The sequence below is a fragment of the Actinomadura sp. J1-007 genome, from assembly GCF_009793335.1.
Taxonomy (GTDB): Bacteria; Actinomycetota; Actinomycetes; order Streptosporangiales; family Streptosporangiaceae; genus Spirillospora; species Spirillospora yumaensis.
In genome coordinates, this window is sequence record NZ_WING01000001.1 from 3,321,474 (window position 1) to 3,346,367 (window position 24,894).

General features: G+C 71.7%; 21 protein-coding genes and 3 pseudogenes. 10 read left to right on the forward strand and 14 right to left on the reverse strand.

Going from position 1 to position 24,894, the window contains the following annotated elements; genetic code table 11:
- Nucleotides 1–147: 147 nt before the first annotated feature.
- From gnd to GEV43_RS56120, 4 genes and pseudogenes are all read right to left on the reverse strand, one after another.
- Nucleotides 148–1,055, reverse strand: a pseudogene (gene gnd / locus GEV43_RS15100) (phosphogluconate dehydrogenase (NAD(+)-dependent, decarboxylating)); the annotation flags it as partial.
- Nucleotides 1,056–1,130: 75 nt separating this feature from the next.
- The gene (dnaN, locus tag GEV43_RS15105) at nucleotides 1,131–2,267 is read right to left on the reverse strand and encodes a DNA polymerase III subunit beta (RefSeq protein ID WP_160821239.1); all 1,137 of its coding nucleotides are present in this window, start codon (nucleotides 2,265–2,267) and stop codon (nucleotides 1,131–1,133) included.
- Nucleotides 2,268–3,183: 916 nt separating this feature from the next.
- Entirely contained in the window at nucleotides 3,184–5,502 is a 2,319-nt protein-coding gene (gene dnaA / locus GEV43_RS53795; RefSeq protein ID WP_375539094.1) for a chromosomal replication initiator protein DnaA, read from the reverse strand.
- Nucleotides 5,494–5,688, reverse strand: a pseudogene (locus GEV43_RS56120) (DnaA N-terminal domain-containing protein); the annotation flags it as partial. The gene dnaA and the pseudogene GEV43_RS56120, both read right to left, overlap by 9 nt.
- A gap of 616 nt (nucleotides 5,689–6,304) precedes the next feature.
- Between GEV43_RS56120 and rpmH the strand changes: the two are divergent.
- Genes rpmH through GEV43_RS15135 form a run of 5 tightly spaced genes read left to right on the forward strand, consistent with a single transcriptional unit; the run spans nucleotide 6,305 to nucleotide 8,761 of the window.
- The gene (rpmH, locus tag GEV43_RS15115; protein WP_067450744.1) at nucleotides 6,305–6,442 is read left to right on the forward strand and encodes a 50S ribosomal protein L34; all 138 of its coding nucleotides are present in this window, start codon (nucleotides 6,305–6,307) and stop codon (nucleotides 6,440–6,442) included.
- A gap of 12 nt (nucleotides 6,443–6,454) precedes the next feature.
- A complete protein-coding gene (gene rnpA / locus GEV43_RS15120; RefSeq protein WP_160821241.1) occupies nucleotides 6,455–6,862 on the forward strand; it encodes a ribonuclease P protein component in 408 nt (135 codons plus the stop codon).
- Nucleotides 6,859–7,218: a membrane protein insertion efficiency factor YidD gene (gene yidD / locus GEV43_RS15125; RefSeq protein WP_160821242.1), complete on the forward strand. Its 360-nt coding sequence runs from the start codon at nucleotides 6,859–6,861 to the stop codon at nucleotides 7,216–7,218. Before rnpA ends, yidD begins: the two co-directional genes overlap by 4 nt.
- Nucleotides 7,211–8,239 carry a membrane protein insertase YidC gene (gene yidC, locus GEV43_RS15130; RefSeq protein WP_160821243.1) on the forward strand — a complete coding sequence of 343 codons (1,029 nt, stop codon included), beginning with the start codon at nucleotides 7,211–7,213 and terminating at the stop codon, nucleotides 8,237–8,239. Before yidD ends, yidC begins: the two co-directional genes overlap by 8 nt.
- Nucleotides 8,240–8,275: 36 nt before the next feature.
- Entirely contained in the window at nucleotides 8,276–8,761 is a 486-nt protein-coding gene (locus tag GEV43_RS15135) for a R3H domain-containing nucleic acid-binding protein (RefSeq protein ID WP_160821244.1), read from the forward strand.
- A gap of 794 nt (nucleotides 8,762–9,555) precedes the next feature.
- On the opposite strand, the gene GEV43_RS15140 is transcribed toward GEV43_RS15135, so the two are convergent.
- On the reverse strand, nucleotides 9,556–10,026 hold the full coding sequence (locus GEV43_RS15140; protein ID WP_160821245.1) for a DUF6458 family protein: 471 nt from the start codon (nucleotides 10,024–10,026) through the stop codon (nucleotides 9,556–9,558).
- Between the two features lie 170 nt (nucleotides 10,027–10,196).
- Here GEV43_RS15140 and rsmG point away from each other — a divergent pair, with 170 nt between their 5' ends.
- From rsmG to GEV43_RS15155, 3 genes are all read left to right on the forward strand, one after another.
- Entirely contained in the window at nucleotides 10,197–10,895 is a 699-nt protein-coding gene (rsmG, locus tag GEV43_RS15145) for a 16S rRNA (guanine(527)-N(7))-methyltransferase RsmG (RefSeq protein WP_164717192.1), read from the forward strand.
- Between the two features lie 287 nt (nucleotides 10,896–11,182).
- Nucleotides 11,183–12,067, forward strand: a complete 885-nt coding sequence (locus tag GEV43_RS15150) for a ParA family protein (RefSeq protein WP_375539045.1) — start codon at nucleotides 11,183–11,185, stop codon at nucleotides 12,065–12,067.
- Nucleotides 12,064–13,071: a ParB/RepB/Spo0J family partition protein gene (locus GEV43_RS15155; RefSeq protein WP_160821247.1), complete on the forward strand. Its 1,008-nt coding sequence runs from the start codon at nucleotides 12,064–12,066 to the stop codon at nucleotides 13,069–13,071. The genes GEV43_RS15150 and GEV43_RS15155 overlap by 4 nt, the downstream gene beginning before the upstream one ends.
- Before the next feature lie 843 nt (nucleotides 13,072–13,914).
- Here the strand turns inward: GEV43_RS15155 and GEV43_RS15160 are convergent.
- From GEV43_RS15160 to GEV43_RS15170, 3 genes are all read right to left on the reverse strand, one after another.
- Entirely contained in the window at nucleotides 13,915–14,184 is a 270-nt protein-coding gene (locus GEV43_RS15160; RefSeq protein ID WP_160821248.1) for a hypothetical protein, read from the reverse strand.
- 1,232 nt (nucleotides 14,185–15,416) lie between these two features.
- Nucleotides 15,417–16,358: a D-alanine--D-alanine ligase gene (locus GEV43_RS15165; protein WP_160821249.1), complete on the reverse strand. Its 942-nt coding sequence runs from the start codon at nucleotides 16,356–16,358 to the stop codon at nucleotides 15,417–15,419.
- Nucleotides 16,359–16,428: 70 nt separating this feature from the next.
- Entirely contained in the window at nucleotides 16,429–17,661 is a 1,233-nt protein-coding gene (locus GEV43_RS15170) for a PLP-dependent aminotransferase family protein (protein WP_160824537.1), read from the reverse strand.
- Nucleotides 17,662–17,994: 333 nt separating this feature from the next.
- On the opposite strand from GEV43_RS15170, the gene GEV43_RS15175 reads away from it, so the two are divergent.
- Complete coding sequence (locus GEV43_RS15175; protein ID WP_160821250.1) at nucleotides 17,995–18,612, forward strand: GNAT family N-acetyltransferase; 618 nt, start codon at nucleotides 17,995–17,997, stop codon at nucleotides 18,610–18,612.
- Nucleotides 18,613–18,781: 169 nt separating this feature from the next.
- On the opposite strand, the pseudogene trxA reads toward GEV43_RS15175, so the two are convergent.
- Together trxA and trxB are read right to left on the reverse strand one after the other, a co-directional pair.
- A pseudogene (gene trxA / locus GEV43_RS15180) lies at nucleotides 18,782–19,111 on the reverse strand (thioredoxin); the annotation flags it as partial.
- Nucleotides 19,112–19,184: 73 nt separating this feature from the next.
- A complete protein-coding gene (trxB, locus tag GEV43_RS15185; protein ID WP_160821252.1) occupies nucleotides 19,185–20,162 on the reverse strand; it encodes a thioredoxin-disulfide reductase in 978 nt (325 codons plus the stop codon).
- A gap of 184 nt (nucleotides 20,163–20,346) precedes the next feature.
- Between trxB and GEV43_RS15190 the strand changes: the two genes are divergently transcribed.
- On the forward strand, nucleotides 20,347–20,916 hold the full coding sequence (locus GEV43_RS15190; RefSeq protein ID WP_160821253.1) for a dienelactone hydrolase family protein: 570 nt from the start codon (nucleotides 20,347–20,349) through the stop codon (nucleotides 20,914–20,916).
- Between the two features lie 45 nt (nucleotides 20,917–20,961).
- On the opposite strand, the gene GEV43_RS15195 is transcribed toward GEV43_RS15190, so the two are convergent.
- The 4 genes from GEV43_RS15195 to GEV43_RS15210 form a co-directional block, all read right to left on the reverse strand.
- A complete protein-coding gene (locus GEV43_RS15195) occupies nucleotides 20,962–21,777 on the reverse strand; it encodes an anti-sigma factor (protein WP_160821254.1) in 816 nt (271 codons plus the stop codon).
- Nucleotides 21,774–22,397, reverse strand: coding sequence for an RNA polymerase sigma factor SigM (gene sigM, locus GEV43_RS15200; protein ID WP_175250063.1), 624 nt, complete (start codon nucleotides 22,395–22,397; stop codon nucleotides 21,774–21,776). Before sigM ends, GEV43_RS15195 begins: the two co-directional genes overlap by 4 nt.
- A gap of 692 nt (nucleotides 22,398–23,089) precedes the next feature.
- Complete coding sequence (locus GEV43_RS15205; protein WP_160821255.1) at nucleotides 23,090–23,503, reverse strand: hypothetical protein; 414 nt, start codon at nucleotides 23,501–23,503, stop codon at nucleotides 23,090–23,092.
- A gap of 20 nt (nucleotides 23,504–23,523) precedes the next feature.
- On the reverse strand, nucleotides 23,524–24,702 hold the full coding sequence (locus GEV43_RS15210) for a protein kinase family protein (protein ID WP_160821256.1): 1,179 nt from the start codon (nucleotides 24,700–24,702) through the stop codon (nucleotides 23,524–23,526).
- Nucleotides 24,703–24,894: the final 192 nt, after the last annotated feature.

Genomic DNA, 24,894 nt, shown 5'->3' on the forward strand with positions numbered 1-24,894 from the left:
CCCCGTACGCGCCCCGCGGCCGCCGAGGCCCGCCGTACGCGCGAGTCCTCGCGTGCACACGAGCCCTCGCGTGCGCGCGCGTCGGCGACCGCACAACCGCCCGCCGCCGAACGACGCCCGGCAGCCCCAGGAGAGCTCAGACCGGTGGGGGGTCACGTCGGCGCCGGGGGAGTCGGCGCCCTTCGCCGATTCCACGGCGTGGCCGCCGAACTGGTTGCGCAGCGCGGCCACGACCTTCATCGCGGGCGAGTCGTCCTGGCGGGAGGAGAAGCGGGCGAAGAGGGAGGCGGTGATCGCCGGCAGGGGGACGGCGTGGTCGACGGCGGCCTGGACGGTCCAGCGGCCCTCGCCGGAGTCGTTGGCGAACCCGCGCAGGTCGTCCAGCTCGGGGTCCTCGGTCAGGGCGCGGTTGAGCAGGTCCAGGAGCCACGACCGGATGACCGTGCCCTCCTGCCAGCTCCGGAACGTCTCGGGGACGTTGGTCACCACGTCGCTGGCCTCGATCAGCTCGTAGCCCTCGCCGAACGCCTGCATCATCGCGTACTCGATGCCGTTGTGGACCATCTTCACGAAGTGCCCGGCGCCGATCTTCCCGCTGTGGACGAAGCCGTACTCGCCCTCCGGCTTCAGCGTCTCGAAGATCGGCATCAGGCGCTTCACGTTGTCCTCGTCGCCGCCGACCATGAGCGCGTAGCCGTTCTGGAGGCCCCACACGCCGCCGCTGACTCCGCAGTCGACGAAGCCGACGCCCTTGGCCGCCAGCTCCTCGCCGTGCCGCTGGTCGTCCACATAGTGCGAGTTGCCGCCGTCGACGACGAGGTCGCCGGCCTGGAGCAGTTCCCCAGCCTGTGGACGGTCTCGTGGGTCGGGCCTCCCGCGGGCACCATCACCCACACCGCGCGCGGCGGCGACAGCCGTTCGACCAGCTCCTCGACCGTGGCGACGTCGCTGACGTCGGGATTGCGGTCGTACCCGACGACCGTGTGCCCGCCGCGGCGCAGACGTTCGGCCATGTTGCCGCCCATCTTGCCCAGGCCGATGATCCCCAGCTCCATGCTCAGCTCCCCTGTGCGCGTCGTTGACGGCGAGGCCGCTCCCCGCCTCCCTCTCTATTGCCCCAGGATCGTCCCTTACCCTGACAGGCGCACCGGCATGATCAGGTAGCGGTAGTTGGGGTTCTCGCCGTCCTGCGGCGGCTTGCCGGTCAGCACCGCGGGCTTGGTCGGCGTGGTGAACGACAGCCGCGCCGTGTCCGAGCCGATCGCCGACAGCCCGTCCAGCAGGAAGCCGGGGTTGAACGCGATGTCGATGTCGTCGCCCTCCAGCGTCGCCTCCAGCGCCTCGACGGCCTGGGCCTCGTCGCCGGTCCCGGCCTCCAGGACGACCTCTCCCTGGCGGAACGAGAGCCGTACGGGCGTGTTCCGCTCGGCCACCAGGGACACGCGCTTGACCGCCTCGATGAACGGCGAGGTCTGGATCTCGGCGAGGCCCGCGTACTCCGACGGCAGCAGCGACCGGTACTTGACGAAGTCGCCGTCCAGCAGCCGCGAGGTCGTCCGGCGTCCGCCGCCCTCGAAGCCGATCATGCCCTCGCCCGCGCCGCCGTCCGCGCCCGTGCCGGCGAGCGCGATCTGCACCTCGGCGCCCGCGGTCAGCGACTTGGCCGTGTCGGCGAGCGTCTTCGCCGGGACGAGCGCCACGGCGGAGAAGTCGGGACGCTCCGGCTTCCAGTGCAGCTCGCGGACGGCGAGGCGGTAGCGGTCGGTGGACGCGAGCGTGACGGTCTCGCCCTCGATCTCCACCCGCACGCCGGTGAGCATGGGGATGGTGTCGTCCTTGCCCGCGGCGATCGCGACCTGCGCGACGGCGGCGGCGAACTCGTCGCTGCCCACCGCGCCGGCGGCCGGGGGCATGTCCGGCAGGGTCGGGTAGTCCTCCACAGGCATGGTGAGGAGTGTGAACTTCGCGCTGCCGCAGCGGAGCATCACCTTCGCCCCGTCGGTCGTCACCTCCACAGGGTGGGGAGGAAGGCTGCGCGAGATCTCCGAGAGGAGGCGGCCGGAGACGAGGGCCGTCCCCGGCTCCTCCACGTCGATGTCCGTGGAGACCTGCGCGGAGACCTCGTAGTCGAACGCCGACAGCTTCAGCCGGTCGCTCGCCTCGATGTGCATCCCGGCGAGAACGGGCACCGGGGGCCGGACCGGGAGCGTGCGCGCGGTCCAGGCCACGGCGTCAGCCAGGGCGTCTCTGTCGATGCGGAACTTCAAGGGGACCCGCCTCCTGCAGGTGTCGGACGAACAGCGAGGTGTACGTGAACGATGAGTTGTACGTGATGTACGAGCTTGCCGCGTTGGCGCTCTTTGGGGCTCGGCGGGGCGCTCGGAGCGCGTGATCCCCAGGCCCTAGTTTGAGTTGAGTTTTTTCTTGAGTAGAGAAGTAGAGCAGTACTCGTCATAGGGGCGGTGGACAGTGTGGACATCCCACGTTCCCGCAGGTCGTACCGCGTGGCGTCATCCACCGGCCCTGTGCATCGCCGGTGGACGGCGCGGCGCCGCCTGAGGACAGGGATTCCGTCCCCACAGTCCGTCCTCAAGTCATCCCCCGGTTGTCCACGAGTTCTCCGCAGGTTTTCCCAGCCGTCATGGGGACGCGGTGTCGCGGGCCGTCCGCCGGCGAGACCGTCCCCAGGCCGTCCCCAGGTGATCCCCAGGTCGTCCACGGACTCGTCCCCATGATGCCGGGTCCGCGCCCCCAGCCTGTCCCCAATCCATCCACCGGTCGTCCTCAGGTTGTCCGCAGGTTGTCCCCCGGCTATCCACGAGAATCCCCAGAGTTTTCCCCAGCCTGTGTGTGCGGAAGTGCTTCGACGCGCCGTCCGAACGACCCGGATCCGGCCTTTTCCCCGGAATCTGCGGTCGTTCCCTTGGGATTTTTCGGGTTCCGCCGGCTCCGGGCTCGGTCGGCGCGGTGCCCGCCTGGTTATCCCCAGCCTTCCTTGATCGGCTCCGGCCGCTGTCAACAGGGTCGCGAGGCGCTCGCGGGCCTGTGGGCGGCCTGGGGAAGGACGGTGGCGGACGGTTCGTACGCGCCGTTCACGCCGTGCGCGTCGTCCGTGTGCGGTGCGCGTGCGCTTCATGCGGCGGGCCGGTGCGTCAGGAGCCGCCCGGGTCCGCACGGCGGCGTTCAGCGCTTGCGGGCCTGGTGTTTGATCCGGCCCGTCAGCTCGGTGACCTGGTTGTAGATCGCGCGGCGCTCGGCCATCAGCGATCGGATCTTGCGCTCGGCGTGCATCACGGTCGTGTGGTCGCGCCCGCCGAACTGCTGCCCGATCTTCGGCAGCGACAGGTCCGTCAGCTCCCGGCACAGGTACATCGCGATCTGCCGCGCGGTCACCAGCATCCGCGAACGCGACGGCCCGCACAGGTCCTCGATCGTCGTGCCGAAGTACTCCACCGTCTGCGCCATGATCATCGCTGCGGTGATCTCCGGCCCGGTGTCGTTCGGGATCAGGTCCTTCAGGACGATCTCGGCGAGCTTCATGTCGACCGACTGCCGGTTCAGGCTGGCGAACGCCGTCACCCGGATCAGCGCGCCCTCCAGCTCGCGGATGTTGGTCGCGATCTGCGAGGCGATGAACTCCAGCACGTCCGGCGGCGCCGCCAGGCCCTCCTGCCGCGCCTTCTTCTGGAGGATCGCGATCCGCGTCTCCAGCTCCGGCGGCTGGACGTCGGTGGTCAGTCCCCACTCGAACCGGTTGCGCAACCGATCCTCCAACGTCACCAGTTCTTTGGGCGGGCGATCGCTGCTGATCACGATCTGCTTGCTCGCGTTGTGCAGGGTGTTGAACGTGTGGAAGAACTCCTCCTGCGTCTGTTCCTTGCCTTCCAGGAACTGGATGTCGTCGACGAGGAGGATGTCCACATCACGGTAACGCCGCCGGAACCCGTCGGCCTTGCCGTCGCGGATCGAGTTGATGAAGTCGTTGGTGAACTCCTCGGAGCTCACGTACCGCACGCGCGCGCCGTTGAACAGGCTCTGGGCGTAATGGCCGATCGCGTGCAGAAGGTGCGTCTTCCCCAGACCTGAGTCGCCGTAGATGAACAGCGGGTTGTACGCCTTGGCGGGCTGCTCCGCCACGGCGACGGCCGCCGCGTGCGCGAACCGGTTGGACGACCCGATGACGAACGTCTCGAATGTGTACTTGGGGTTGAGCCGCGCGTGCTCGGCGCCCGCGCCTTGAGCGGCTCCCCCGCCGCCGGAACCGCCGCCGTGAGCACCGCCGTGCGCACCGCCGTGCGCACCGCTGTGCGCGCCGCCCGGGGCGGGCGCTCCGTTCGAGCCGTGCCCGCCGGGCCCCGGCGTGCCGCCGCGGCCCTCGTGGTCGCGAGGCTCCCTGCCGTCGCGCGCCCTGGACTCGCCGGGTCCGCGCGGGTCACGCGGGTCCCCCGGCCGACCCTCGCGGAGGTCGCCTGGTCGGCCGTCGCGCAGGTCGCCCGGTCCGCGCGGGTCGCGCAGATCGGTCGGCGCCGCCTGCCCGGCGGGCCCGCGCGACTCGCCCTGGTCGTCGTCGCGGAAGTCGTCGCGGAAGGCGCTCTCGCCCCGGTACGGCTCCGCGCCCTGATACTGATCGACGCTCTGGTACGGCTCCGCGCCCTGGTACGGCTCGCCGTTCTGGTACGGGTCGTCGCCGTGCCCGAGGGGGCCTTCGCCCGTTCCGCCGCCGCCCGGCTGCTGCTCGCGGGCCTCGCGTCCGCCGCCCTGCTGCTCGGAACGCCCTCCGCCGGGACGCATCGCGCCGAGCGTGCGGTCGTTCAGATGGGACGGCGCGTGCGGGGGACGTCCGCCCGTCTCGCCGCCATAGCCCCCGGGCTCGCCGTACCCGTCGGACGGACCGGCGCCCGGCCGCCCCCGCCCTCCCGGGCCACCGAGCCCTGGGCCACCCGGTCCTGGGCCGCCGAAGCCTTGTCCGGGCGGCTGCCCGCGGCCGTCGTACGGCGCGCGCCCGCCGGGCCCCGCGCCGTACGCGGGCGGACGCGGCGCGGCCGGATACGCGCCGCTGTGCTCGCCGTCGCGCTGCGGCCAACCCCGATCGTCGTCGCCCGGCGGATATCCACCGGGCGCGCCGGGGCTGTGGGTAACTCCGCCCTGCGGCCGGTACGCGTTTTGGTCTCCGTAGGGATTCTGGTCGCCGTACCCCTGATCCGCGTAGTTCTGGTCGGCGTACCCCTGGTCCTTGTAGGGCTGCTCTGGATAGGGGCGGTCTCCGTACGACTGCTCGCCGTACTGCTTGTCGCCGTACGGCTGGCGGTCGTCAAAAGGCCGTTCGCCGCCGTACCCGCCCTCGCCCGCGTACGCGCCGGGCTCGTGCCCCTGCGCGGGAACCCCAGCGCCGCCGGAACCCGCGCCCGGCTGCTCGCCCGCCGGGGCCGGCGGCTCGGGCTGGACGGTCACCGCGACGCGGATCTCCCGTCCCAGCTCGTGCGACAGGGCCTGCGTGATCAGGTTGCGGAGCCGGGTCTCCAGGGCGTCCTTGGCGAACTCGTTGGGCGCGGCGAGCAGCGCGGTGCCCTCGACCAGCGCCAGCGGACGGACCATCGGCAGCCACGCTCGGTAGCTCGGGGCGAGATCGCTCTCCGACAGCGCCGTGAGGGTCCGGGCCCAGACCGATCCGAGATCCTGACCGTCCATGCGCAAGGTCCCCTCCCCAAAACTCCGGCGGACCGGAGTGCCTGTCCGCCCAGCCGTCCCACGGCGCGCGACGCGCCTCGATGGGCACTCCGGCGGCGCGGAAGACTTACTCTCTCACGAGTTGTCCACAGAGTTGTCCACATGCTGTGCATGAACATCGGCACCCTGTGTAAAAGCCCACAGGGCGCACGTCTGGTCAGGCGAGATTCATGAAATCCCCGGGTATTCGGCCGCCTCCGGGCGGTTCCGCGGGGGTCATTCGGGAGGGTCTACGGGAGGGCCGTTCACCTGACTCGGCGAAAAGGCCAGGGGTGCGACCTTAACGGCCTCACCGCCACCCCGCAACACGCACACCGCATCCCGAACCGGTCCCGACCGGCCCCGACCGGCTCGGGCCGCGAGCGCCGCCGGTCGCGGCGGAGGCGGCTCCGTTTGACCTGATGGCCGGCCAGCCCGTAACGTTCTGAGGTCGAGTCGCATCGACGGTGGTGACGCGTGCCCGCCATCTGCTCCTCCAGGGAGAACGGGTGGGCCCCCGCTGCGGGGGACCAGACGCGGCCCTCGATGCGGGTTATCACGCCTGAAGTCACATACGACCGCAGCACTGGAGCCTAGAGTGAGCAAGCGTACTTTCCAGCCGAACAACCGTCGCCGCCACAAGAAGCACGGCTTCCGGCTGCGCATGCGCACCCGCGCTGGGCGCGCCATTCTCTCCGGGCGGCGCAGCAAGGGCCGCGCCCGCATCGCGGTCTGACCCACAGCACGCATGCTGCCGTCCGGGTACCGGATGCGGCGGCGGGACGAGTTCACGTTGGCCGTCCGGCGCGGTCGTCGCGCCGGACGGCCAACTGTCGTCGCGCACCTGCTCCGCCGCGGCGATGCCCCTCGGGACGACTCCCCTCGGACCGTCGCCGCCGGAGCGGACCCGTCCGCCCCGCCGCACGTCGGGTTCATCGTCGCCCGCACCGTGGGCAACGCCGTGGTCCGTAATTCGGTGCGGCGCCGCCTGCGGCACCTGGTGCGCGGGCACCTCGATCGACTTCCGCGGGGTAGCCTGCTCGTAGTGCGTGCCAACCCCGCCGCGGGTCGGGCGCGCCCAGACGACCTGGCCGCGGATCTGGAGTCGGCGCTCGACCGGCTTCTGCGGCCACCCACGTCCAAGGGGCGGAGATGACGAGTCGGCCAGGGGACGACGTCCCCGCACAGCACACGGCCCGGGGCACCGGCCCTGCGGCCGCCGTACTGATCCTGCTCGTCCGCGCCTACCGCCGCTTCTTGAGTCCCCTGCTCGGGCAGCAGTGCCGGTTCCAGCCCACTTGCAGCGCGTACGGCCTGGAGGCCCTTCAGGTGCACGGGGCGCTGCGCGGCACGTGGCTGACGGCCCGCCGGATCGGCCGGTGCCATCCCTTCAACCGCGGCGGGTACGACCCGGTGCCGCCGCGGCGGGACGCGCCCGCGCCCACGATCACCTCACGCCGCGCGGAGAGCGGCCCCGCCCTAGCAGAGCCCAAGGAGCTGCCCGGTGCTTGATTGGCTTTACTCGATCGTCGCTCAGCTCATCGTGTGGATGCACACGGGACTGAGCACCGTCGTCCCCAAGGACAGTGGATGGGCCTGGGGCGGTTCGATCATCCTGCTCACCGTGCTGCTGCGGCTGGCGCTCGTTCCGCTGTTCGTCAAGCAGATCCACGCGTCCCGGAAGATGCAGGAGCTGAACCCCAAGGTTCAGGCGCTGCGCAAGAAGTACAAGAACGACAAGCAGCGCCTCAACCAGGAGGTCATGAAGCTCTACCAGGAGAACGGCGCCAACCCGCTGTCGGGCTGCCTGCCGATCCTGGTGCAGATGCCGGTGTTCATCGGCCTCTTCCAGGTGCTCAAGCGGATCTCGGACGCCAAGGAGGGGCACGGCGTGTTCGCCGTGACGCCCGACCTGGTGCAGAGCGCGCAGAAGGCCAACATCTTCGGCGCGCACATCCCCGACACGTTCCTGCACGCCTGGGGCAGCGACCCGCGGCCGTGGAGCGCGATCGTCATCACCGGCATCGCCGTGGTGATCAGCTCCTGCACGACGTTCTTCACCGTCCGCGCCAGCATGAAGCGGCAGCCCGTCACCGACGACGCCAACCCGATGATGCAGGCGCAGAAGATGATGGTCTTCCTCGCGCCGCTGTTCGGCCTGTTCGGCCTCGGCTTCCCGCTCGGCGTCCTCATGTACTGGGTGACGTCCAACAGCTGGACCCTCGCGCAGCAGCACTACATCTACTCCAAGTACCCGCCGCTCACCACGAACGGCGACAACGGCGGCGGCGCCGGCGCGCAGGGCGCCGGCAAGGGCAAGACCACCACCGGCAAGACGACGGGCAAGCCCGCCGCGAAGGGCGCCCCCGCCAAGGGAGCCAAGAACAACGCCGCCGCCCCGTCCGGGATCAAGGCCAAGCTGAAGAAGGAGCCGGAGCCCGTTCCCGAGCCGGAGGACGACAAGCCCAAGGTCGTCCGCAACCAGCCGACGCGTAAGCCGCGCAGCAAGCGCAGCGGCAGCCAGAAGCGCTAGTTTTGAGCCCGGTCCTTGTCGAAGAAGGAGATCCCGTTGAGCCAGACCGACACCACTGAGGTCGACGTCCAGGCGCTCGAACAGGAAGGTGAGATCGCCGCCGACTACATCGAGGGTCTGCTCGACATCGGTGACTACGACGGCGACATCGACATGGACGTCGAGGGCGAGCGCGCGGTGGTCGCCGTCGTCGGCGCCTCCCTGGACGAGCTGGTCGGCAAGCGCGGCGAGGTCCTGGAGGCGCTCCAGGAGCTGACCCGCCTCGCGGTGCACCGCCAGACCGGCAACCGCACCCGGCTGATGCTCGACATCGGCGGCTACCGGGAGCGCCGCCGCGCCGAGCTCACCAAGCTGGGCCAGGACGTCGCCGACGAGGTCAAGCAGGCCGGCGAGTCCAAGCCGCTCGCCCCGATGACCCCGTTCGAACGCAAGATCGTGCACGACGCGGTCGCCGCCGCCGGCCTCCGCAGCGAGTCCGAGGGCGAGGAGCCCGACCGCTACGTCGTGGTCTACCCCGCCTGACCCGAACTCCCCGATGGCCCCCGCACCCTGTGGTGCGGGGGCCATCGCCGTCCCGGCCCACCTGCCAGGCCTGCTCGTCCCGACCCGTCCGTTCGGGCCTGTCCGTTCGGGCCTGTCCGGTTGGGCTTGTTCGTCCCTTTCCGCCCGTTCGGGCCGCTCGTTTCTGTCCGTCCGGTTGGGTCTGCTCGTCTTGGCCCGCTCGTTACAGGCCCGCACGTGCGGGCCCACTCGTCCCGGCCCGCTGATCCCGGCCTGCTCGTTCCGGTCTGTCGGTGCGGGCCGCTCGTCCCTGTCCTTCCGGTGGGGCCTGCTCGTCCTGGGCCGTCCGTCCGAGCCTGCTCGTCCTGGCCCGCTCGTTCGGGCTTGTCCGTTCGGGCCCGCTGGTCCCGGCCTACTCGTCCAGGTCCGCTCGTTCCGGTCTGGCGGTGCGGGCCCGTCCGTTGCGGCCTGCCCGCCGGGCCCGCCGCCGCGCGCCGCCCGACCGACGACCGACCTGGCGTGCTGCGCGGCGGCTGTTGGGGCCGACGTGCCGTGCGACGCCGGTCGGACCGACTGCTGCGCGGCGGCCGGTCGGACCGCCGCGCTGTGCAGTGGCCGGTTCGGCCGGTGCGCTGCACGGTGGCCGGTCGGATTGGCGTGCTGTGCAGTGGCCGTGTCGTTCGGCGTGGTGCTCGGCGGGCGGCGCGAGCGGCGTGCCTTGCGGCGGGCGTTCTGGCCCGGTGTTGCGAGGGGCCGCGCGTGTCCGCTGCGGGCACGGTGTTGTTGTGTTAACGACGCGGGACGGGGATGGCGCGTTATCGGTCGCGGGGGGTGCGAGGAGGGGGTTCGGACGTCACGGAGGTGCGGTTCTCGTGGGCCGGGTCCTGCGCGATCGTGGGGTTCTGCGCGACGGACGGGTCCTGCGCCGCGTGGCCGTGAGGCGGCGGGTCCGAGGACACCGGTCGTTCGACCACACGTTCGACTCGTTCGACCGGCTCGCCGGTGGTGTGCTCGATGACACGCTCCTCCCGGACGATCCGTTCCGTCGGCTCCTCCCGGATGACCGGGCCCGCGGGTTCGTCCACGTATCCCGGGTCGGCGCCGGCCATCTGGCCCGCGCGGCGGCGCGGCCGGGTGTACATCAGCGTGAAGATCATGCTGATGACGCCGACGAGGATCAGGATCCAGCCGACCATCTGGATGTTGACACCGCTGAGGTCGACACGGAGGGCGAACGCGAGGATGGCGCCGAGGGCGATGAAGGCGAGACTGACTCCAATACCCATGGGCTTCGGAGCCTCCTTCCAGGAGGGCGGTTGGCACTCGTCCTCCTTTACCCCGGCTACGGCGAATATGCGGGCAGATGTCATGTGACGCGGCGTAGCGTACGAACGGACCCATCGCCGTCCCGCCGTTGTCCCATCCGCGCGGCAAGGGGTGGCCTGGAACGTTTCGTATGTTCGCCGCCTGGGTTTTTTGTGGAACGATTCGTACGGTGGGGATTGCACTAGAGGTTTTCGGTGACGCGCTGCCCGTCGCGGAACGTTACGCGGAGTTCCTCGCGGGCGCGGGCGTCGAGCGGGGCCTCATCGGCCCCCGGGAGGCCGATCGCCTCTGGGAACGCCACCTGATCAACTGCGCCGTGGTCGCCGAGGCCGTCCCGCAGGGTGCGAACGTCGTCGACATCGGCTCGGGGGCCGGGCTCCCGGGGATCGTCCTCGCGATCGTCCGCCCCGATCTGACGATCACCCTGCTGGAGCCGTTGCTGCGGCGCACCAGGTTCCTCGACGAGGCGGTCGAGATGCTGAAGCTGCCCAACGTCGAGGTGCGGCGCGCCCGCGCCGAAGAGGTCGCCAAGGAGTTCGCGGTGGACGTGGCGACCGCCCGCGCCGTCGCGCCCCTGGAGCGTCTCGCCAAGTGGGCGCTCCCGCTCCTGCGCCCCGGCGGCGAGCTGCTGGCCCTCAAGGGCGAGCGCGCGGCGGGCGAGTTGGACGAGGCCCGGCCCGTTCTCGAACGGTTCGGGGTGCGGACGGCCGAACTGCGGCAAGTCGGGCGCGGTAAGGTCGATCCGCCGACAACGCTTGTCCGTGTGGTGGCCGGACGGGTCGAGCGCCCGCCCCGCCGCGCCAAAGGGTCGAGGAAGAGGTCTTCATGAGCACGGGACCAGGACTGGGCTGGCCTGACCGCGCCGACGAACCCCCCGAAGATCAGCCGTCCGGACCCGGTCGGCCCGGCGGTGAGGGCGTGGCCGGGGAGGCCGGGCCCGGGAACGCGCCGGGGGAGCCGGCACCGGAGGCGGGGGGCCCTCCCTCCGGGCACGCCATGTGGGGAAACACGACGTCCGGCACCGCGGACAACGTCGGCTACGTACCGACGAACGGCGGCGCGCAGCAGCCGCCGCCGGGTCCGCGGAAGGGACCATCTCAGGGGGAGTCAGAACTCGTGCGCGAGGCGCTCAAGGACGCCAAGGTTTCACGTGAAACCGCGGTGACGTCCATGAAGGTGATGTCGGGCCGCAGAGAGAAGGAGTGGCCCCGGCCGAAGCACTGCCGGATCGTCACGATCGCCAACCAGAAGGGCGGCGTCGGCAAGACCACCAGCTCGGTGAACCTCGCCGCCTCGCTCGCGATGCACGGCGCCCAGGTCCTCGTCGTCGACCTCGACCCGCAGGGGAACGCCTCGACCGCCCTCGGCGTCGAGCACCACGCGGAGATCCCGTCGATCTACGACGTGCTGATCGAGGACATGCCGCTGTCGGACATCGTCGTCCCGGCCACCGACATCCCCAACCTGTTCTGCGCCCCGGCCACCCTCAACCTCGCCGGCGCCGAGATCGAGCTCGTCTCGAAGGTGGCCCGCGAGTCGCGCCTGCGCCGCGCCCTGGAGTCGTACGACACCGAGGCGTTCGACTACGTCCTGATCGACTGCCCGCCGTCGCTCGGGCTGCTCACCGTCAACGCCCTCGTCGGCGGGGACGAACTGCTGATCCCCATCCAGTGCGAGTACTACGCGCTGGAGGGCCTCGGACAGCTCGTCCGCACCGTCGACCTCGTCAAGGCGCACCTCAACCCGAAGCTGGCCGTGACCACCATCCTGCTCACCATGTACGACGCGCGGACCCGGCTCGCCGCGCAGGTCGCCGAGGACGTCCGCAACCACTTCGGCGACGTCGTCCTCAACACCGTCATCCCCCGCAGCGTCCGCGTCTCCGAGGCGCCCAGTTACGGGCAGTCCGTCATGACGTACGACCCCGGCTCCAGCGGCGCCCTCGCCTACAGCGAGGCGGCGTCCGAGGTGGCCCACCGCGGCGCGGGAGCGGCCCAGTGAGCCAGCAGCGGCGCGGCCTGGGCAAGGGGCTCGGAGCGCTCATCCCGCCGGCCCCGCCCACCCCACCGCCCGCCCCGGAACCGGGCGCGGGCGCGGGCGAGGGCGAACCGGGCTACCCGGCCGTCCCGAACGGCACCGGCTCCGACGGCGCGCCCGCGCCGGACGTCCAGCCGGTCGCGGGCGCGCACTTCGCGGAACTGCCCGTGAAGAGCATCCGGGTCAACCCCCGGCAGCCCCGCAAGTACTTCGAGGAGGAGGCCCTCGAAGAGCTCGCCGACTCGATCCACATCGTCGGCCTGCTCCAGCCCATCGTCGTCCGCCGGATCACCTCCGACGAGCACGACTACGAGCTGATCATGGGCGAGCGGCGCTGGCGGGCGTCCCAGCGCGCCGGCCTCGAAGCGATCCCCGCGATCATCCGGGAGACCAGCGACACCGACATGCTCCGTGACGCGCTCATGGAGAACCTGCACCGCCAGCAGCTCAACCCGCTGGAGGAGGCTGCCGCGTACCAGCAGCTCCTGGAGGACTTCGGCGCCACCCACGAGCAGCTCGCCGGACGCATCGGCCGGTCCCGCCCGCACATCACCAACACCCTGCGCCTGCTGAAGCTCCCGCCCCCCGTTCAGCTCCGCGTCGCCGCGGGCGTCCTGTCGGCGGGCCACGCCCGCGCCCTGCTCTCCCTCGACACCGTCGAGGCCCAGGAGCACCTCGCCCAGCGCATCGTCTCCGAGGGCCTCTCCGTCCACGCGGTCGAAGAGATCATCGCCATGCGCGAGGTCGAGGAGGGCCCCGCCGAACCCCGCCAGGGCCGCCGCAAGAAGCCCGTCGCGCCCGCCCTCAAGGACCTGGCCGACCGCCTCTCCGACCGCTACGAGACCCGCGTCCGCGTCGACCTCGGCCGCAGCAAGGGCAAGATCGTCGTGGAGTTCGCCACCCTGGAGGACCTGGACCGCATCATCAAGTCCATGGCCCCGGACGAAAAGGGCGTCTCCGAGAACTGACCAGCCACCCCACCAACGCCCCGGACCCCAAAGGCCCGGGGCGTCCCCATTCCCCGGTCCTTGATGGGCCAGGGCATCCTCATGCCCGGTCCCTGAAGGGCCGGGCGTCCCCATCCCTGCAACCCCCAACCCAGCTCCCTGCCCCACCCCCGACTGACGTACCGCCCCGGCAGGGCCGCCGCTCTCCCGCCCGGTCCCCCGTCCGCTCCCGGGCCGCCACGCCACTCCGGGCCGCCGCCGAGCCTCGGACAGCGGTGCCGCCTAAACGGAGAGCGCGCTGTCGGCCCTGCTGCCCCCTGAGCCGCCACGCCACAGGGGCACTGCGGCCCTACTCACGCGCCGCCCCCTCGGAGCGCCTGGGCCATACATCCCCCGCCCCGCACACACGTTCCTCTATGACGTCCCGAGTCCCCGCCGCACCGCCCGCCCGCCCGCCACACCGGGGCCGTCGCCGAACCTCGGGCAGTGGGCAGTGACGTCGTCCGGGACAGGGAGCGCTGTCGGGCCTGCTGCCCCCTGAGCCGCCACGCCACAGAACTCCGCGGCCCCACTCACGCGCCGCGCCCCCGCAGCGCCTGGGCCATACATCCGTCACCCTCCACACGCCGTCCTCTGGTGACGCCCCGAGTCCCCGCACCGCCTGCCCGCCACACCGCTCGTCCGCCAGCACTCGTCCGCTGCACCACACCGTTCGCTGCGCCGCCCGTTCGCAGCATCGCCCGTTTGCTGCGCCGCGCCGTCCGCCGCGGCGCTCGTCCGCTGCGCCACTCGCCGCGCCGCACTGACCGCCGCGCCGCGCTGACCACCGCACTGCGCTGACCGCTGCGCCGCCCGTTCGCAGCGTCACCCGTTCGAAACGCCGCGCCGCCCGCCGCGCTGCGCCATCCGTCCGCTGTGCTGCGCGCCGCCCGTTCGCCGCGCTGCGCTGTCCGCTGCGCCGCCCGCCGCGCCGCGCCGCCCGTCCGCCGTTTCGCCCGTCCGCTGCGCCGCGCTGTCCGCCGCGCTGCGCCACACCGCCCGTCCGCTGCGCCACACCGTCCGCCGCGCCGCCCGTCCGCTGCGCCGCACCGTCCGCTGTTTCACGCCGTTCGCTGCGCTGTCCCTTCGCCACATGCGCGGACCGTCGCCTTGTCTGCACCCCTCGCCATTCCTCCGGGGGTGCCACCGTGCTCTCCTGTCGTCCGCCGTGCTCTTCGTGAAGGCGACTCCCCCCATTTCAGGAGATCCTGCGTAGCGTTCTCGTGTTCAGTAGCGCGCTGCGGGGGCCTTTCGGTCGCCAGGGCGACTCGGGCGCCTGAGACGGACGCTTGGGCGTACGGTCCAGGGAATGCGCGTTGGGTGCCTGGGGGAGCCGAGTGCGCGGTACGAGTCGAGCTGAGCAAGGCAACGGTTTCACGTGAAACCTACGCCGATCCAGCCAGCTTGTTTCACGTGAAACGGCGGCTTCGGTCCGTCCTCACGCTGGGCCACAGAATCTATGCGCCGAAACATCACGCTGACGACGCGTGGCGTTGGAGCGCACGCCGCCCTCCATCTTGCGCTGGGCATAGCCACGGCCTCGCCGCCGGGTTCCTGCCGCCAGACGTGGTGGACGGTGGCTCGACCCCTGCCGGTGCAAGCTGGGCCGGGCGTTCGTGAGTGGGGAGCGTGGGGTGAGTACGGATGCCGAGGTGCCCTGGGGCTTCGCCCTCTCCCTCGGTCGCCCTTCCCAGACTTGTTATCGCAAGCCCCCTGACGAAGCGATGTCGCCCTACGTCGACCGACTCTGGTGCGCCGACGCTCTGATGGCTCCTGGCGGATCCATCTTGTCCGCGTTCGCGGCCCCCGGACCCGATGAAGGTTCTCTGCACACCCACGCTGTCGTCCGAAGTGACCTCGGTGCTGCGGGAGGCCATGTCTCATGGCGGCTGATGCGCGTCCGCCCCACGGGCGGCTCGGAACGAGGGGCGAGGGGCTGCAAGTCCTGGTTCGGAGCTTGTCGGCCCGGCCTTCGCGCTCATCGCGGTGGACGTTTCACGTGAAACCCTGAGCCAGGTGGGGCGGCTCACGGCTTGGCTCGGTGCGAACAGCAGGGCGTTCCCTCGTCCGGCGCCGAGCGTTGGGAGCTGACTGAGTACACCTTGGGTGGCGCCGGAGTTGGCTACTCGTCCTGGGCGCTGGGTGCATGTTTCACGTGAAACCAGCGCGGGCTGAATGGGGCGGGGCACAGTGTTTGCTGTGGCAGGCGGGCATTATCCGGGGCGCGTTGTTTCACGTGAAACGGCCGCCTTGGAGTGACCACGGGGCGTGCGCCGTCCCGGGCGGGGCTTCGTGGGAGGTGCTTGGACCGGAGGGCGTGGGCGGGGTCAGGGGAGGTGGTTGAGGAGGAGGGATTGGCATAGGTGGCCCAGGTCCAGGCCGGCGACGCTGACGGCTCGGGGGAGGAGGCTTGTCTCGGTCATGCCGGGGGCCACGTTGACTTCGAGGAAGTGGACCTCGTCGTCGGCGTCCACGATCAGGTCGGTGCGGGAGAGGTCGCGGAGGCCGAGGGCGCGGTGGGCGGTGACGGCGGCGGCGGTGGCTCGTTCGGCGGCCTGGGGGGAGAGGCGCGCGGGGGTGATGAACTCGGTGTCGCCCGCGTCGTAGCGGGCGGTGTAGTCGTAGCGGCCGCCGGGGGCGACGATCTCGACGGCGGGGAGGGCGCGGGGCTCGCCGCCGATCTCGATGACGCTGACGGAGACCTCGGTGCCCTCGACGTACCGCTCGACGAGCGCGGCGTCGCCGTAGGCGAAGCAGCCGACCATGGCGGCGGAGAGTTCGGCGGCCTCGTGGACGGGGGACGCGCCGAGGGCCGAGCCGCCGCGGGTGGGCTTGACGAAGAGGGGCAGGCCGAGGCGGTTCACGATCTGTTCGAGGACGGACGAGGCGCCGAGGTCGTGGAAGACTTCCTTCGGCAGGGCGACGGACTCGGGGGTGTTGAGGCCCGCGCGCCGTACGACGGACTTGGCGGTCGGCTTGTCCCAGGCGACGCGGCAGGCGTCGGGGCGGGCGCCGACGTAGGGGACGTCCAGGAGTTCGAGGACGTCGCGGATCGAGCCGTCCTCGCCCGCGGCGCCGTGCAGGACGGGGAAGACGGCGTCCGGGGGGTCGTTCACGAGCGAGTCGAGGAGCGTCGCGTCGGCGTCGCGGAGCTCGACAGGGACGTCGAGCGCGCGGAGCGCCTCGGTGACGCGGCGCCCGGAGCGCTGGGAGACCTCCCGCTCGTACGACAGTCCCCCGGCGAGAACGACGACATGACCGAGTTCCAAGGCTGGTTCCTTCCGGACAGACGAACACGCCGGCTCCGGACGGGGGAGCCGGCGTGTACGAGGTGAGCGTTCAGACTACGTGCGGGCCGGGCGTGTGGACACCCGTGGGACCGCTCTGACCGACTCCCCCGAACGTGTCGCGGAGGCGCAGTTCCTGTTCGACGACCCCGGCGAGGCGGCGGACGCCTTCGCGGATGCGGTGGGGCTCGGGGAAGCAGTACGACAGGCGCATGTGGCGGTGGCCCTCGCCGTTCGCGTAGAAGCCGGTGCCGGGGACGTACGCGACGCGTTCGGCGATGGCGCGGGGGGCCATCGCCTTGGAGTCGAGGCCCTCGGGGAGGGTGAGCCAGACGAAGAAGCCGCCCGCCGGGCGGGTCCACGTGCAGCCTTCGGGCATGAGCTGGTCGAGGGCTTCGAGCATGGCGTCGCGGCGTTCGCGGTACAGCTCCCGGAAGTCCTTGATCTGCTCGCGCCACGGCTGCGTGGCCAGGTACTCGCGGACCGCGAGCTGCGAGAAGTTGGACGGGCACAGGATGGCGGACTCGGCGGCCAGGACGAGCTTGGCGCGGACGGCGTGCGGCGCGAGGACCCAGCCGACGCGGAGGCCGGACGCGATGGTCTTGGAGAACGAGCCGAGGTAGATGACGCGGTCGGGGTCGTCGGCGCGCAGGGCCCGCATCGGCTCGTTGTCGAAGCCGAGCAGCCCGTACGGGTTGTCCTCGACGACGAGCACGTCGTATTCGGCGCAGATCTCCAGGATCTGGGCGCGGCGTGCGGTGGTGAGGGTGACGCCCGCCGGGTTCTGGAACGTCGGGACGGTGTAGAGGAACTTGACGCGGCGCCCGTCCCTGCGGAGGCGTTCCAAGGACTCGCGGAGCGCGGACGGGATGAGGCCGCCCTCGTCGAGGGGGACGTGCACGACGTCGGCCTGGTAGGCGGCGAACGTGCCGAGCGCGCCGACGTAGGAGGGCGCCTCCGCGAGGACCACGTCGCCCGGGTCCACGAAGATCTTGGTGATGAGGTCGAGGGCCTGCTGGGCGCCGACGGTGACGACGACGTCGTCCGCGCTCGCCCGCACGCCTTCGAGCGCCATCACCTCGCAGATGTGCTCGCGCAGCCCCTCGTCGCCCTGCGCCGACCCGTACTGGAGGACCTCGGCGCCGCGGCCCGCGACCAGTTGGCCGATCATGTCGCCGACGGCGTCGAGCGGCAGCGCCGAGACGTACGGCGCGCCGCCCGCGAGGGAGACGACCTCGGGGCGGGCGACCATCGCGAACAGGGCCCGGATCTCCGAGGGCACCATGCCGGCGGCACGGGCGGCGTAACGGTCGGAGTAGGCGTCTGTACGCGAGTGCTGTTCCACGAGGCACCTCCAGGGGTGATCCGGCTTCCTTGCAAACTACGGCATCGCGTGGGGCGCGAGGCTACGAACCCCGGGGTTGGCGCCCGCGGCGGGAAGGGGGTTCTCCGGGCTTCTCACGGCACGGGCGGCGGCCGCTCCGTCCGATACGATGCCCGAGGGTCCCGGAAGGTTGCCGGGAATACCCGCTCAGCACGCTTGGCCCACCGGTCCCGTTCACGTGCCTGGCGCATGCTCGGGGCCGGAAGGCCGAGTCCTTCAGGGGGTGCCGATCCGGTGTCGCGTCGTCTCGTCAACATCACGCTCGACAACCTGGACGACCTGCCGCGCCGGTGCCGCAGATGCGTGTTCTGGGAGCTGGATCCGGTGAGCCGGGACCGCGCCGTGGAGTCCGGCGCGCCGGAGCTGGAGAAGGAGGCGTGGATCTCCTCGACGCTCCTGGAGTGGGGCTCCTGCGGGAAGATCGTGTACGTGGACGACGTGCCGGCGGGGTTCGTGCTGTACGCGCCGCCGCTGTACGTGCCGCGTTCGGTGGCGTTCCCGACGAGCCCGGTCAGCGCGGACGCCGTGCTGCTGATGACGGCGCACATCCTGCCGGAGTTCTCCGGCGGCGGCCTCGGGCGGATGCTCGTGCAGGGCGTCGCGAAGGACCTCACCCGCCGCGCCGTGAAGGCCATCGAGGCGTTCGGCGACCTGAAGGGCGAGGACGGCGGCTGCATGGTGCCCGCCGACTACCTGCTGTCGGTCGGGTTCAAGACCGTCCGGCCGCACCACCGCTACCCGCGGCTGCGGCTGGAACTGAAGTCCGCCCTGTCGTGGCGTGAGGACGTCGAGGTGGCCCTGGAACGTCTTCTCGGGTCCATGACCCCCGAAGGCGCCCTGCGTCCCGTCTGAGGTCGTCTGAGCGCCCGCAAGGCCGCGTCGGCCGTCTCGGCGATCTTCGGTCCCGCGCGGACGTCTCGCTCATATCCGTTCATACACGACGTACGGCCCGCCCTCTCAGGAGGACGGGCCGTACGTTCGCCTCGTTCGTCCCGGAGGGCGAGGCGTGGTCGGGACGGGCTCAGAGGAAGTCGGCGAGCTCGCGCTTCAGCGCCGCCTTCGGCTTGGCGCCGATGATCTGCTTGACGACCTTGCCGTCCTGGTAGACGAACATGGCCGGGATGCTGATGATGCCGTACTCGGACGGCACCTTCGGGTTCTCGTCGATGTTGAGCTTGACGATCTCGATCTTGTCGGCGTGGTCGGCCGAGATCTCCTCGAGGATCGGCGCAACCATCCGGCACGGACCGCACCATTCCGCCCAGAAGTCGACGAGGACGGGCTTGTCGCTCTTGAGGACCTCGGTCTCGAAGTCGGCGTCGGTCACGGCTTTCATGGTTCTCCTTCGGGTTGCGCGCCGGGCACGTCGGCGGGCGGTTCTTCGGTGGGGCCGGACCCCTGCGACGGCGGCCGGCCCGTACGGCTCAGCCCTGGCGGGTCAGTTCCGCGGCGTCGGCCGGAACGGTCTCGGCGGCGCCCTGGTCCTGGAGCCACCGTTCGGCGTCGATGGCCGCGGAGCAGCCGCTGCCCGCGGCGGTGATGGCCTGACGGTAGATGTGGTCGACCACGTCGCCGCAGGCGAACACGCCGGGCAGCCGCGTCTTCGTGGTGGGGGCGTCCACCAGCAGGTAGCCGTCGGCGTCGGTGTCGAGCTGGCCGCCGAACAGCTCGCTGCGCGGGTCGTGGCCGATCGCGATGAACAGCCCGGTGACGTCCAGGCGGCTCTCCGCGCCGGTCTTGGTGTCGCGCACCTCGACGCCGGTCACCCGGTCATCGCCGTGGATCTTGACGACCTCGCTGTCCCACAGGAAGCGGATCTTCTCGTTCGCGAACGCCCGGTCCTGCATGATCTTGCTGGCGCGGAGCGTGTCGCGGCGGTGGACCACGGTGACCGAACGGGCGAACTTGGTGAGGAACGTCGCCTCCTCCATCGCGGTGTCGCCGCCGCCGACGACCGCGATGTCCTGGTCGCGGAAGAAGAAGCCGTCGCACGTCGCGCACCAGGACACGCCGCGTCCCGACAGCCGCTGCTCGTCCTCCAGGCCGAGGTTGCGGTAGCCGGAGCCGGTCGCCACGATCACCGAGCGGGCCAGGTACACCTCGTCGCCCGACTTGACGATCTTGGGGTCGGCGGTCAGGTCGACCTCGGTGACGTCGTCGGTGATCAGCTCGGCGCCGAAGCGCTCGGCCTGCTTGCGCAGGTCGTCCATCAGGTCGGGGCCCATGACCCCGTCGGGGAAGCCGGGGTAGTTCTCCACGTCGGTGGTGTTCATCAGCGCGCCACCGGCGGTCACCGAGCCCTCGAACACCAGCGGCCTGAGGTCGCCGCGCGCCGCGTAGATCGCGGCGGTGTAGCCCGCGGGGCCCGAGCCGATGATGATGACGTTGCGGACGTCGCTCACTGTCTGTGCCTCTCCTCGTTCGCCTTCGGTGCCAGACGACTTCTCGTGGCCGCCACGGTGTCGCTGTGCGCCTCCGGCACGACCCGGCCTGCCAGTCGCGTCAACCGATCCTAGAGCCCGGGGATTCCCGTCCGGCCCCGCCGGTGCCGCCGGGCACGTCCGAGCCCGGTCCTAAGCTGTGGCCATGGCGTCGATCCTGCTTCTCCACTCGATGTACGGGCTGCGGCCCGCGGTCCACCAGGCGGCCGAACGGCTCCGCGCGGACGGGCACGAGGTGCACGTACCCGACCTGTACGACGGCCGCGTCGTCGAGACCGCCGAGGAGGGCATCGCGATCAAGGAGGAGATCGGCCGCGACGAACTGCTGAAGCGCGCCGTCGCCGCCGCCGCGCCGTTCACCGACCAGGGCCTGGTCTACGCGGGGTTCTCCCTCGGCGGTGCCCTCGCGCAGAACCTTGCCCTCGCCGACGGCAAGGCGCGCGGCCTGCTGCTGATGCACGGCACGTCCGACATCGCCGACGACGCGTCCACCGAGATCCCGGTGCAGCTGCACGTCGCCGACCACGACACCTACGAACCCGTCGACTGGCTGAACGCCTGGTACCTGCGCATGAGCCGCGCCGGCGCCGACGTCGAGATCTTCCGCTACCGCGGCGCGGGCCACCTGTTCACCGACCCCGGCCTCCCCGACCACGACGCGGAGGCCGCCGACCGCGCCTGGACGATAGCCCGCTCCTTCATCACCGACCTCTGACCGCCCCCGGCGCACGGACGCGACGAGGGACGGTAGGGGAAAGGGTCAGGACGCCGCTTGTTCCTGCTTGAGGACGTGGGGGTTCTGGGCGGTGCAGTCGGGGCCCACGACCCAGACGTCCCAGGTGCCGGGCCTGCCGCTCTGGACGGCTATCACGGTCGCCTGCCGTCCCTCGAACCTCGCCTCGTCGACCAGGCCGGGGGCCTTGCCGCGGGTGACGGCCGAGACGCAGCCGGCGAGGCGGCCGTCGGGCGGCGCGCCCTGGACCTTGAGTTCGGCGCCCTTGCCGAGGAGCCGGTCGACCTGCCTGCCGAGCGTTCCGGTCCTGTAGTCGGTGCCGGAGTGCGACACCGCGTAGCCCGCGGAGCGCAGGCCCTCGGACGTCGGGACCTCCCCGGACGGTGCGGCGCCCGCGGCCGTTCCGGGTCCCGACCTCGTGACCGTGCTGCGGGTCCCGTCCATGGCGGGGGTGTTGGCCGAGTGCCGGTGGCCGGCGTCGTCCGATCCGTCCAGCGCGACCTTCCCGGCCACGGCGCCGCCGCCGAGGACGACCACCGTCGCGGCGGCCGCCGAGAGGATCCGCCAATGCCGCCTGCCGCGCCGTTGCTCCAGGCTCACCACGGTGGCCGTTTCGAGCGACTCCGCGGCGATGGCGGTGTCGATGCGTTCGGCCAGGTCGGGCGGCAGCGACGGGACGGGTGCCTCCGCCAGGATCCGGGAGACGTCCGCAAGGTCGGCGGAACGTTCACGGCATTCGGCGCAGGTGTCGAGGTGCGCGCTGACGGAGGCGGCCTGATCGTCTTCGAGCAGTCCCTCGGCCAGATCGGCGAGAGTGTCGTAGTCCAGATGTGCGGGGTTCATTTGGGCATGCCACCTCCTTCCACACCTCCGACGTTCTTCGGGTCCCGTCGGTTCCGATGGTGGCCGAGAAGGGGCGCGAGCCGGGCCCGTCCGCGGGCGCAGCGGCTCTTGATCGTACCGGGCGGTACCTCCATGACCTGGGCCGCGTCGTCGACCGAGTAGCCCATCATGTCGACCAGCACGAGCGCCGCGCGCTGCTCGAACGGGAGCTGCTCCAGCGCCGTCCGGACGTCGAGCGACACCCCGTGCGCGTCCGTCGGGTCGGGCATCTTCGGGGCCACGGCGTCGAACGTCGCGTCGTCGCCCATCGGGGTCGCGGGCCGTACGGACTTGCGGCGGATCCGGTCGAGGCAGGCGTTGACGACGATGCGGTGCAGCCAGGTGGTCACGGCGGCGTCGCCGCGGAAGCGGCCCGCGGCGCGGAACGCGGACAGGCAGGCGTCCTGGAGGGCGTCGGCGGCCTCTTCTGGGTCGCCCAGCGTACGGATCGCGACGGCCCACATCCGGTCGCGGTGCCGGTGCACCAGCTCGGCGAACGCGTGCGGGTCCCCCTGGGCGTGGCGGGCGAGGAGCTCCTTGTCGGGGACCTCGTCCACGCGCCGCATGCTGAGCGACGCCATCAGCGCACGCCCTCGCGTCCGGCGGGGCCGAAGGCGGGGACGGCGGACGGCGCCGGGAGGGCCCGGCCGGTCGCACCTGCTGGGGTAGACACCACAGATTCCTGGGGGGAGGGGACATTCTGCTCACAGGCACGATACCGACAAGCGGCGGCCCACGTCACAGCCCTCGTCGCGCCACCCGATTCGCCGCGAACCCGTGACCCGCCACCCCCCACACCCCACCCAAGCTCCATAACCCCCGCCTCCAACACGCCGCCCCACCCTCGCACCCCACCTCGTGAAAGCCCTCCCAACGCAGCCGCCCCCAGCGGATGGTGCGCGGCAGGCGACGCGCGGGGAGCGTGGCGGGGATGCTGGAGCGGCGAAGCGCGGCGGGGATGCGCAGCAGCGGAGCGCAGCGACGGGTGCGCGGTGACGCGTTCCTCACGCGGGGGCGAGGCGCGGCGGGTGAGGTGCTGTGGCCCGTGCGCGGTGGCGGTGTGCGGACGCAGCGGAGCGTTCCTCGCTGGACCGGCGCGGCGGATCAGTGCGGCTGGCGAAGCGCTGTGGTGGGGCGCGGAGCGGTTCTTGCGCGGGCGAGGGCGGCGGGGGTGCGGCTTGGGGTGGGGTGGGGAAGCGCGGCGGCCGTGGGGAGTGGGGTGTGGGGGTGGGCCGGGGCTTTGGGGACGGTAGTCGGAGGCTTGGCTGGCGGGTCAGGCGGGGGAGCCGTGGACGGTTACCTCGTTGAGCTTGGCCTTGAAGCCGGCGGGGACGTCGTTGGTGAACCAGATCAGGACGTACTGGCCGACGACGTCCTTGGAGGCGTTGATGCTGAAGCCGCCGTGGCGGGCCGTTTCCTGGCCTGCGAGGCGCATGGCCTCGAACGCCTCGGACTTGCCGATGCGCAGCTGGATCGGCACGCCGCCGACCGGGGTCTGCACGGTGACCTTGCTGACGTGGACCGGCTTGCCCATGTTGAGGACGACGCCGAAGCCGTTGGCGAGGTTGCCGAAGCGTGCGGACTTGTAGGTCTGGGTCTCCCAGAACGTCCTCGGATCGCCGTCGTAGACCGCTTCGGGGTGCTTGTTGATCTGGAGGTCGTGGGAGCCCTGGGTCAGGCGTTCCACGGCGCGTGCCTGCACCGGCTTCAGTTCGACCGACTTCGGCCTGGGGGGCGCGCTGGACGGCTGGGCGCGGTCGGATGGGCCCTTCCCACCGGAGTCGGAGTCGTCGCCGGTGAGCGCCCACGCGCCGAGGCCCACGATGACGGTGAGCGCGGCGGCGGCGACGCCGATGAGCGCGCGGTTCTTGCCGGTGGAGGCGCGGGGCGGCGGGATCGAGGCGGCCGTCGTCGGCGCGGGCGGTGAGGTGGACGCCTGGTGGCCGTGCGCGGCGTGCGAGCGGCGCTGCGGCTGGGCGGCGGTCCGTTCGCGGCGGTGCGTGGGGGCGGGGCCGGGTGCTGCTGCGTCTCGGTGGACGAGGAGGGCGCGGGCCGGGCCGTCGAACGGGGCGCGGGCGGCTGGGCGTTGCCGAGCCCGGCGAACAGCGGCAGCGGCGTGCGCGGGACGCCGCGCAGGGCCTTGGCGAGGTCGGCGGGGGTCTCCAGCGGAGCCTGGTCGCCGGCGCCGAGGCAGCGGCACACGATCGCGTCGATCGCGTGGGAGATGCCCGCCTGCACCTGCCGGGGGGCCTTGACGACGCCTCCGGCCTCGGGCGCGGGCGGCAGCGACGAGCGGCGGCTCTCCGGCTCGTCCGGGACGACGGGCCAGTGCGCGGTGAGCGCGGCGTACAGCATCCGGCCGAGGCCGCGGACGTCCTCGCCGGCGGGGTCGTCGGAGTAGCAGTCGCCGAGGACGGCGTCGGTGGCGACGCCGAGCAGCTTGACGGTGCCGCCGGTCGTCCAGACGAGGTCGCGGGGCGTCAGGCACAGGTGCGCGAGCCCGGCGGCGTGCGCGGCGGCGATCGCCTCGGCCGCCTCGTACAGCAGGGTCGCGGCGCGGCCGGGCTCCAGCGGCGCCTTGGCGAGCATCTGCTCCAGGGTCTCGCCGACCACCCACTCGCTCACCACGTAGGCGCTCTCGCCGGAGTCGTCGGCGTCGAACACCTGGGTGAGGCGCGGGTCGGTCAGGCGGCTCGCGGCGCGGGCGGAGGTGACGACCTCGCCGACGCGCGGGAAGCCGGGCTCGAAGGTGCGGACGGCGACGGCCCTGGCGAGGATCTCGTCGATGGCCTTCCAGAGGGAGGAGCCGCCCGCGTCGCTGATGCGCTCCTCAAGCCGGTAGCGGCCGGCGAGACGGGTGCCGGGCTCGATGACTGACGTGCTCACGGCAACGTCCTGCGCAGGTGGTCAGATCCCATGTTCGTGGCGTGGCAGCTTACGCCTCCGACCCTCCTCTTTGCGTTCCCCAGGGTGTCGCCCCGCAAGCCGTAGTCCCCCACATGGTAGTGGCTACACCGGGGAGTGGCTGCCTTATCCGCGCGCGTCCTGTGTACTTTGCCACTCTTCACCGGAACGGCC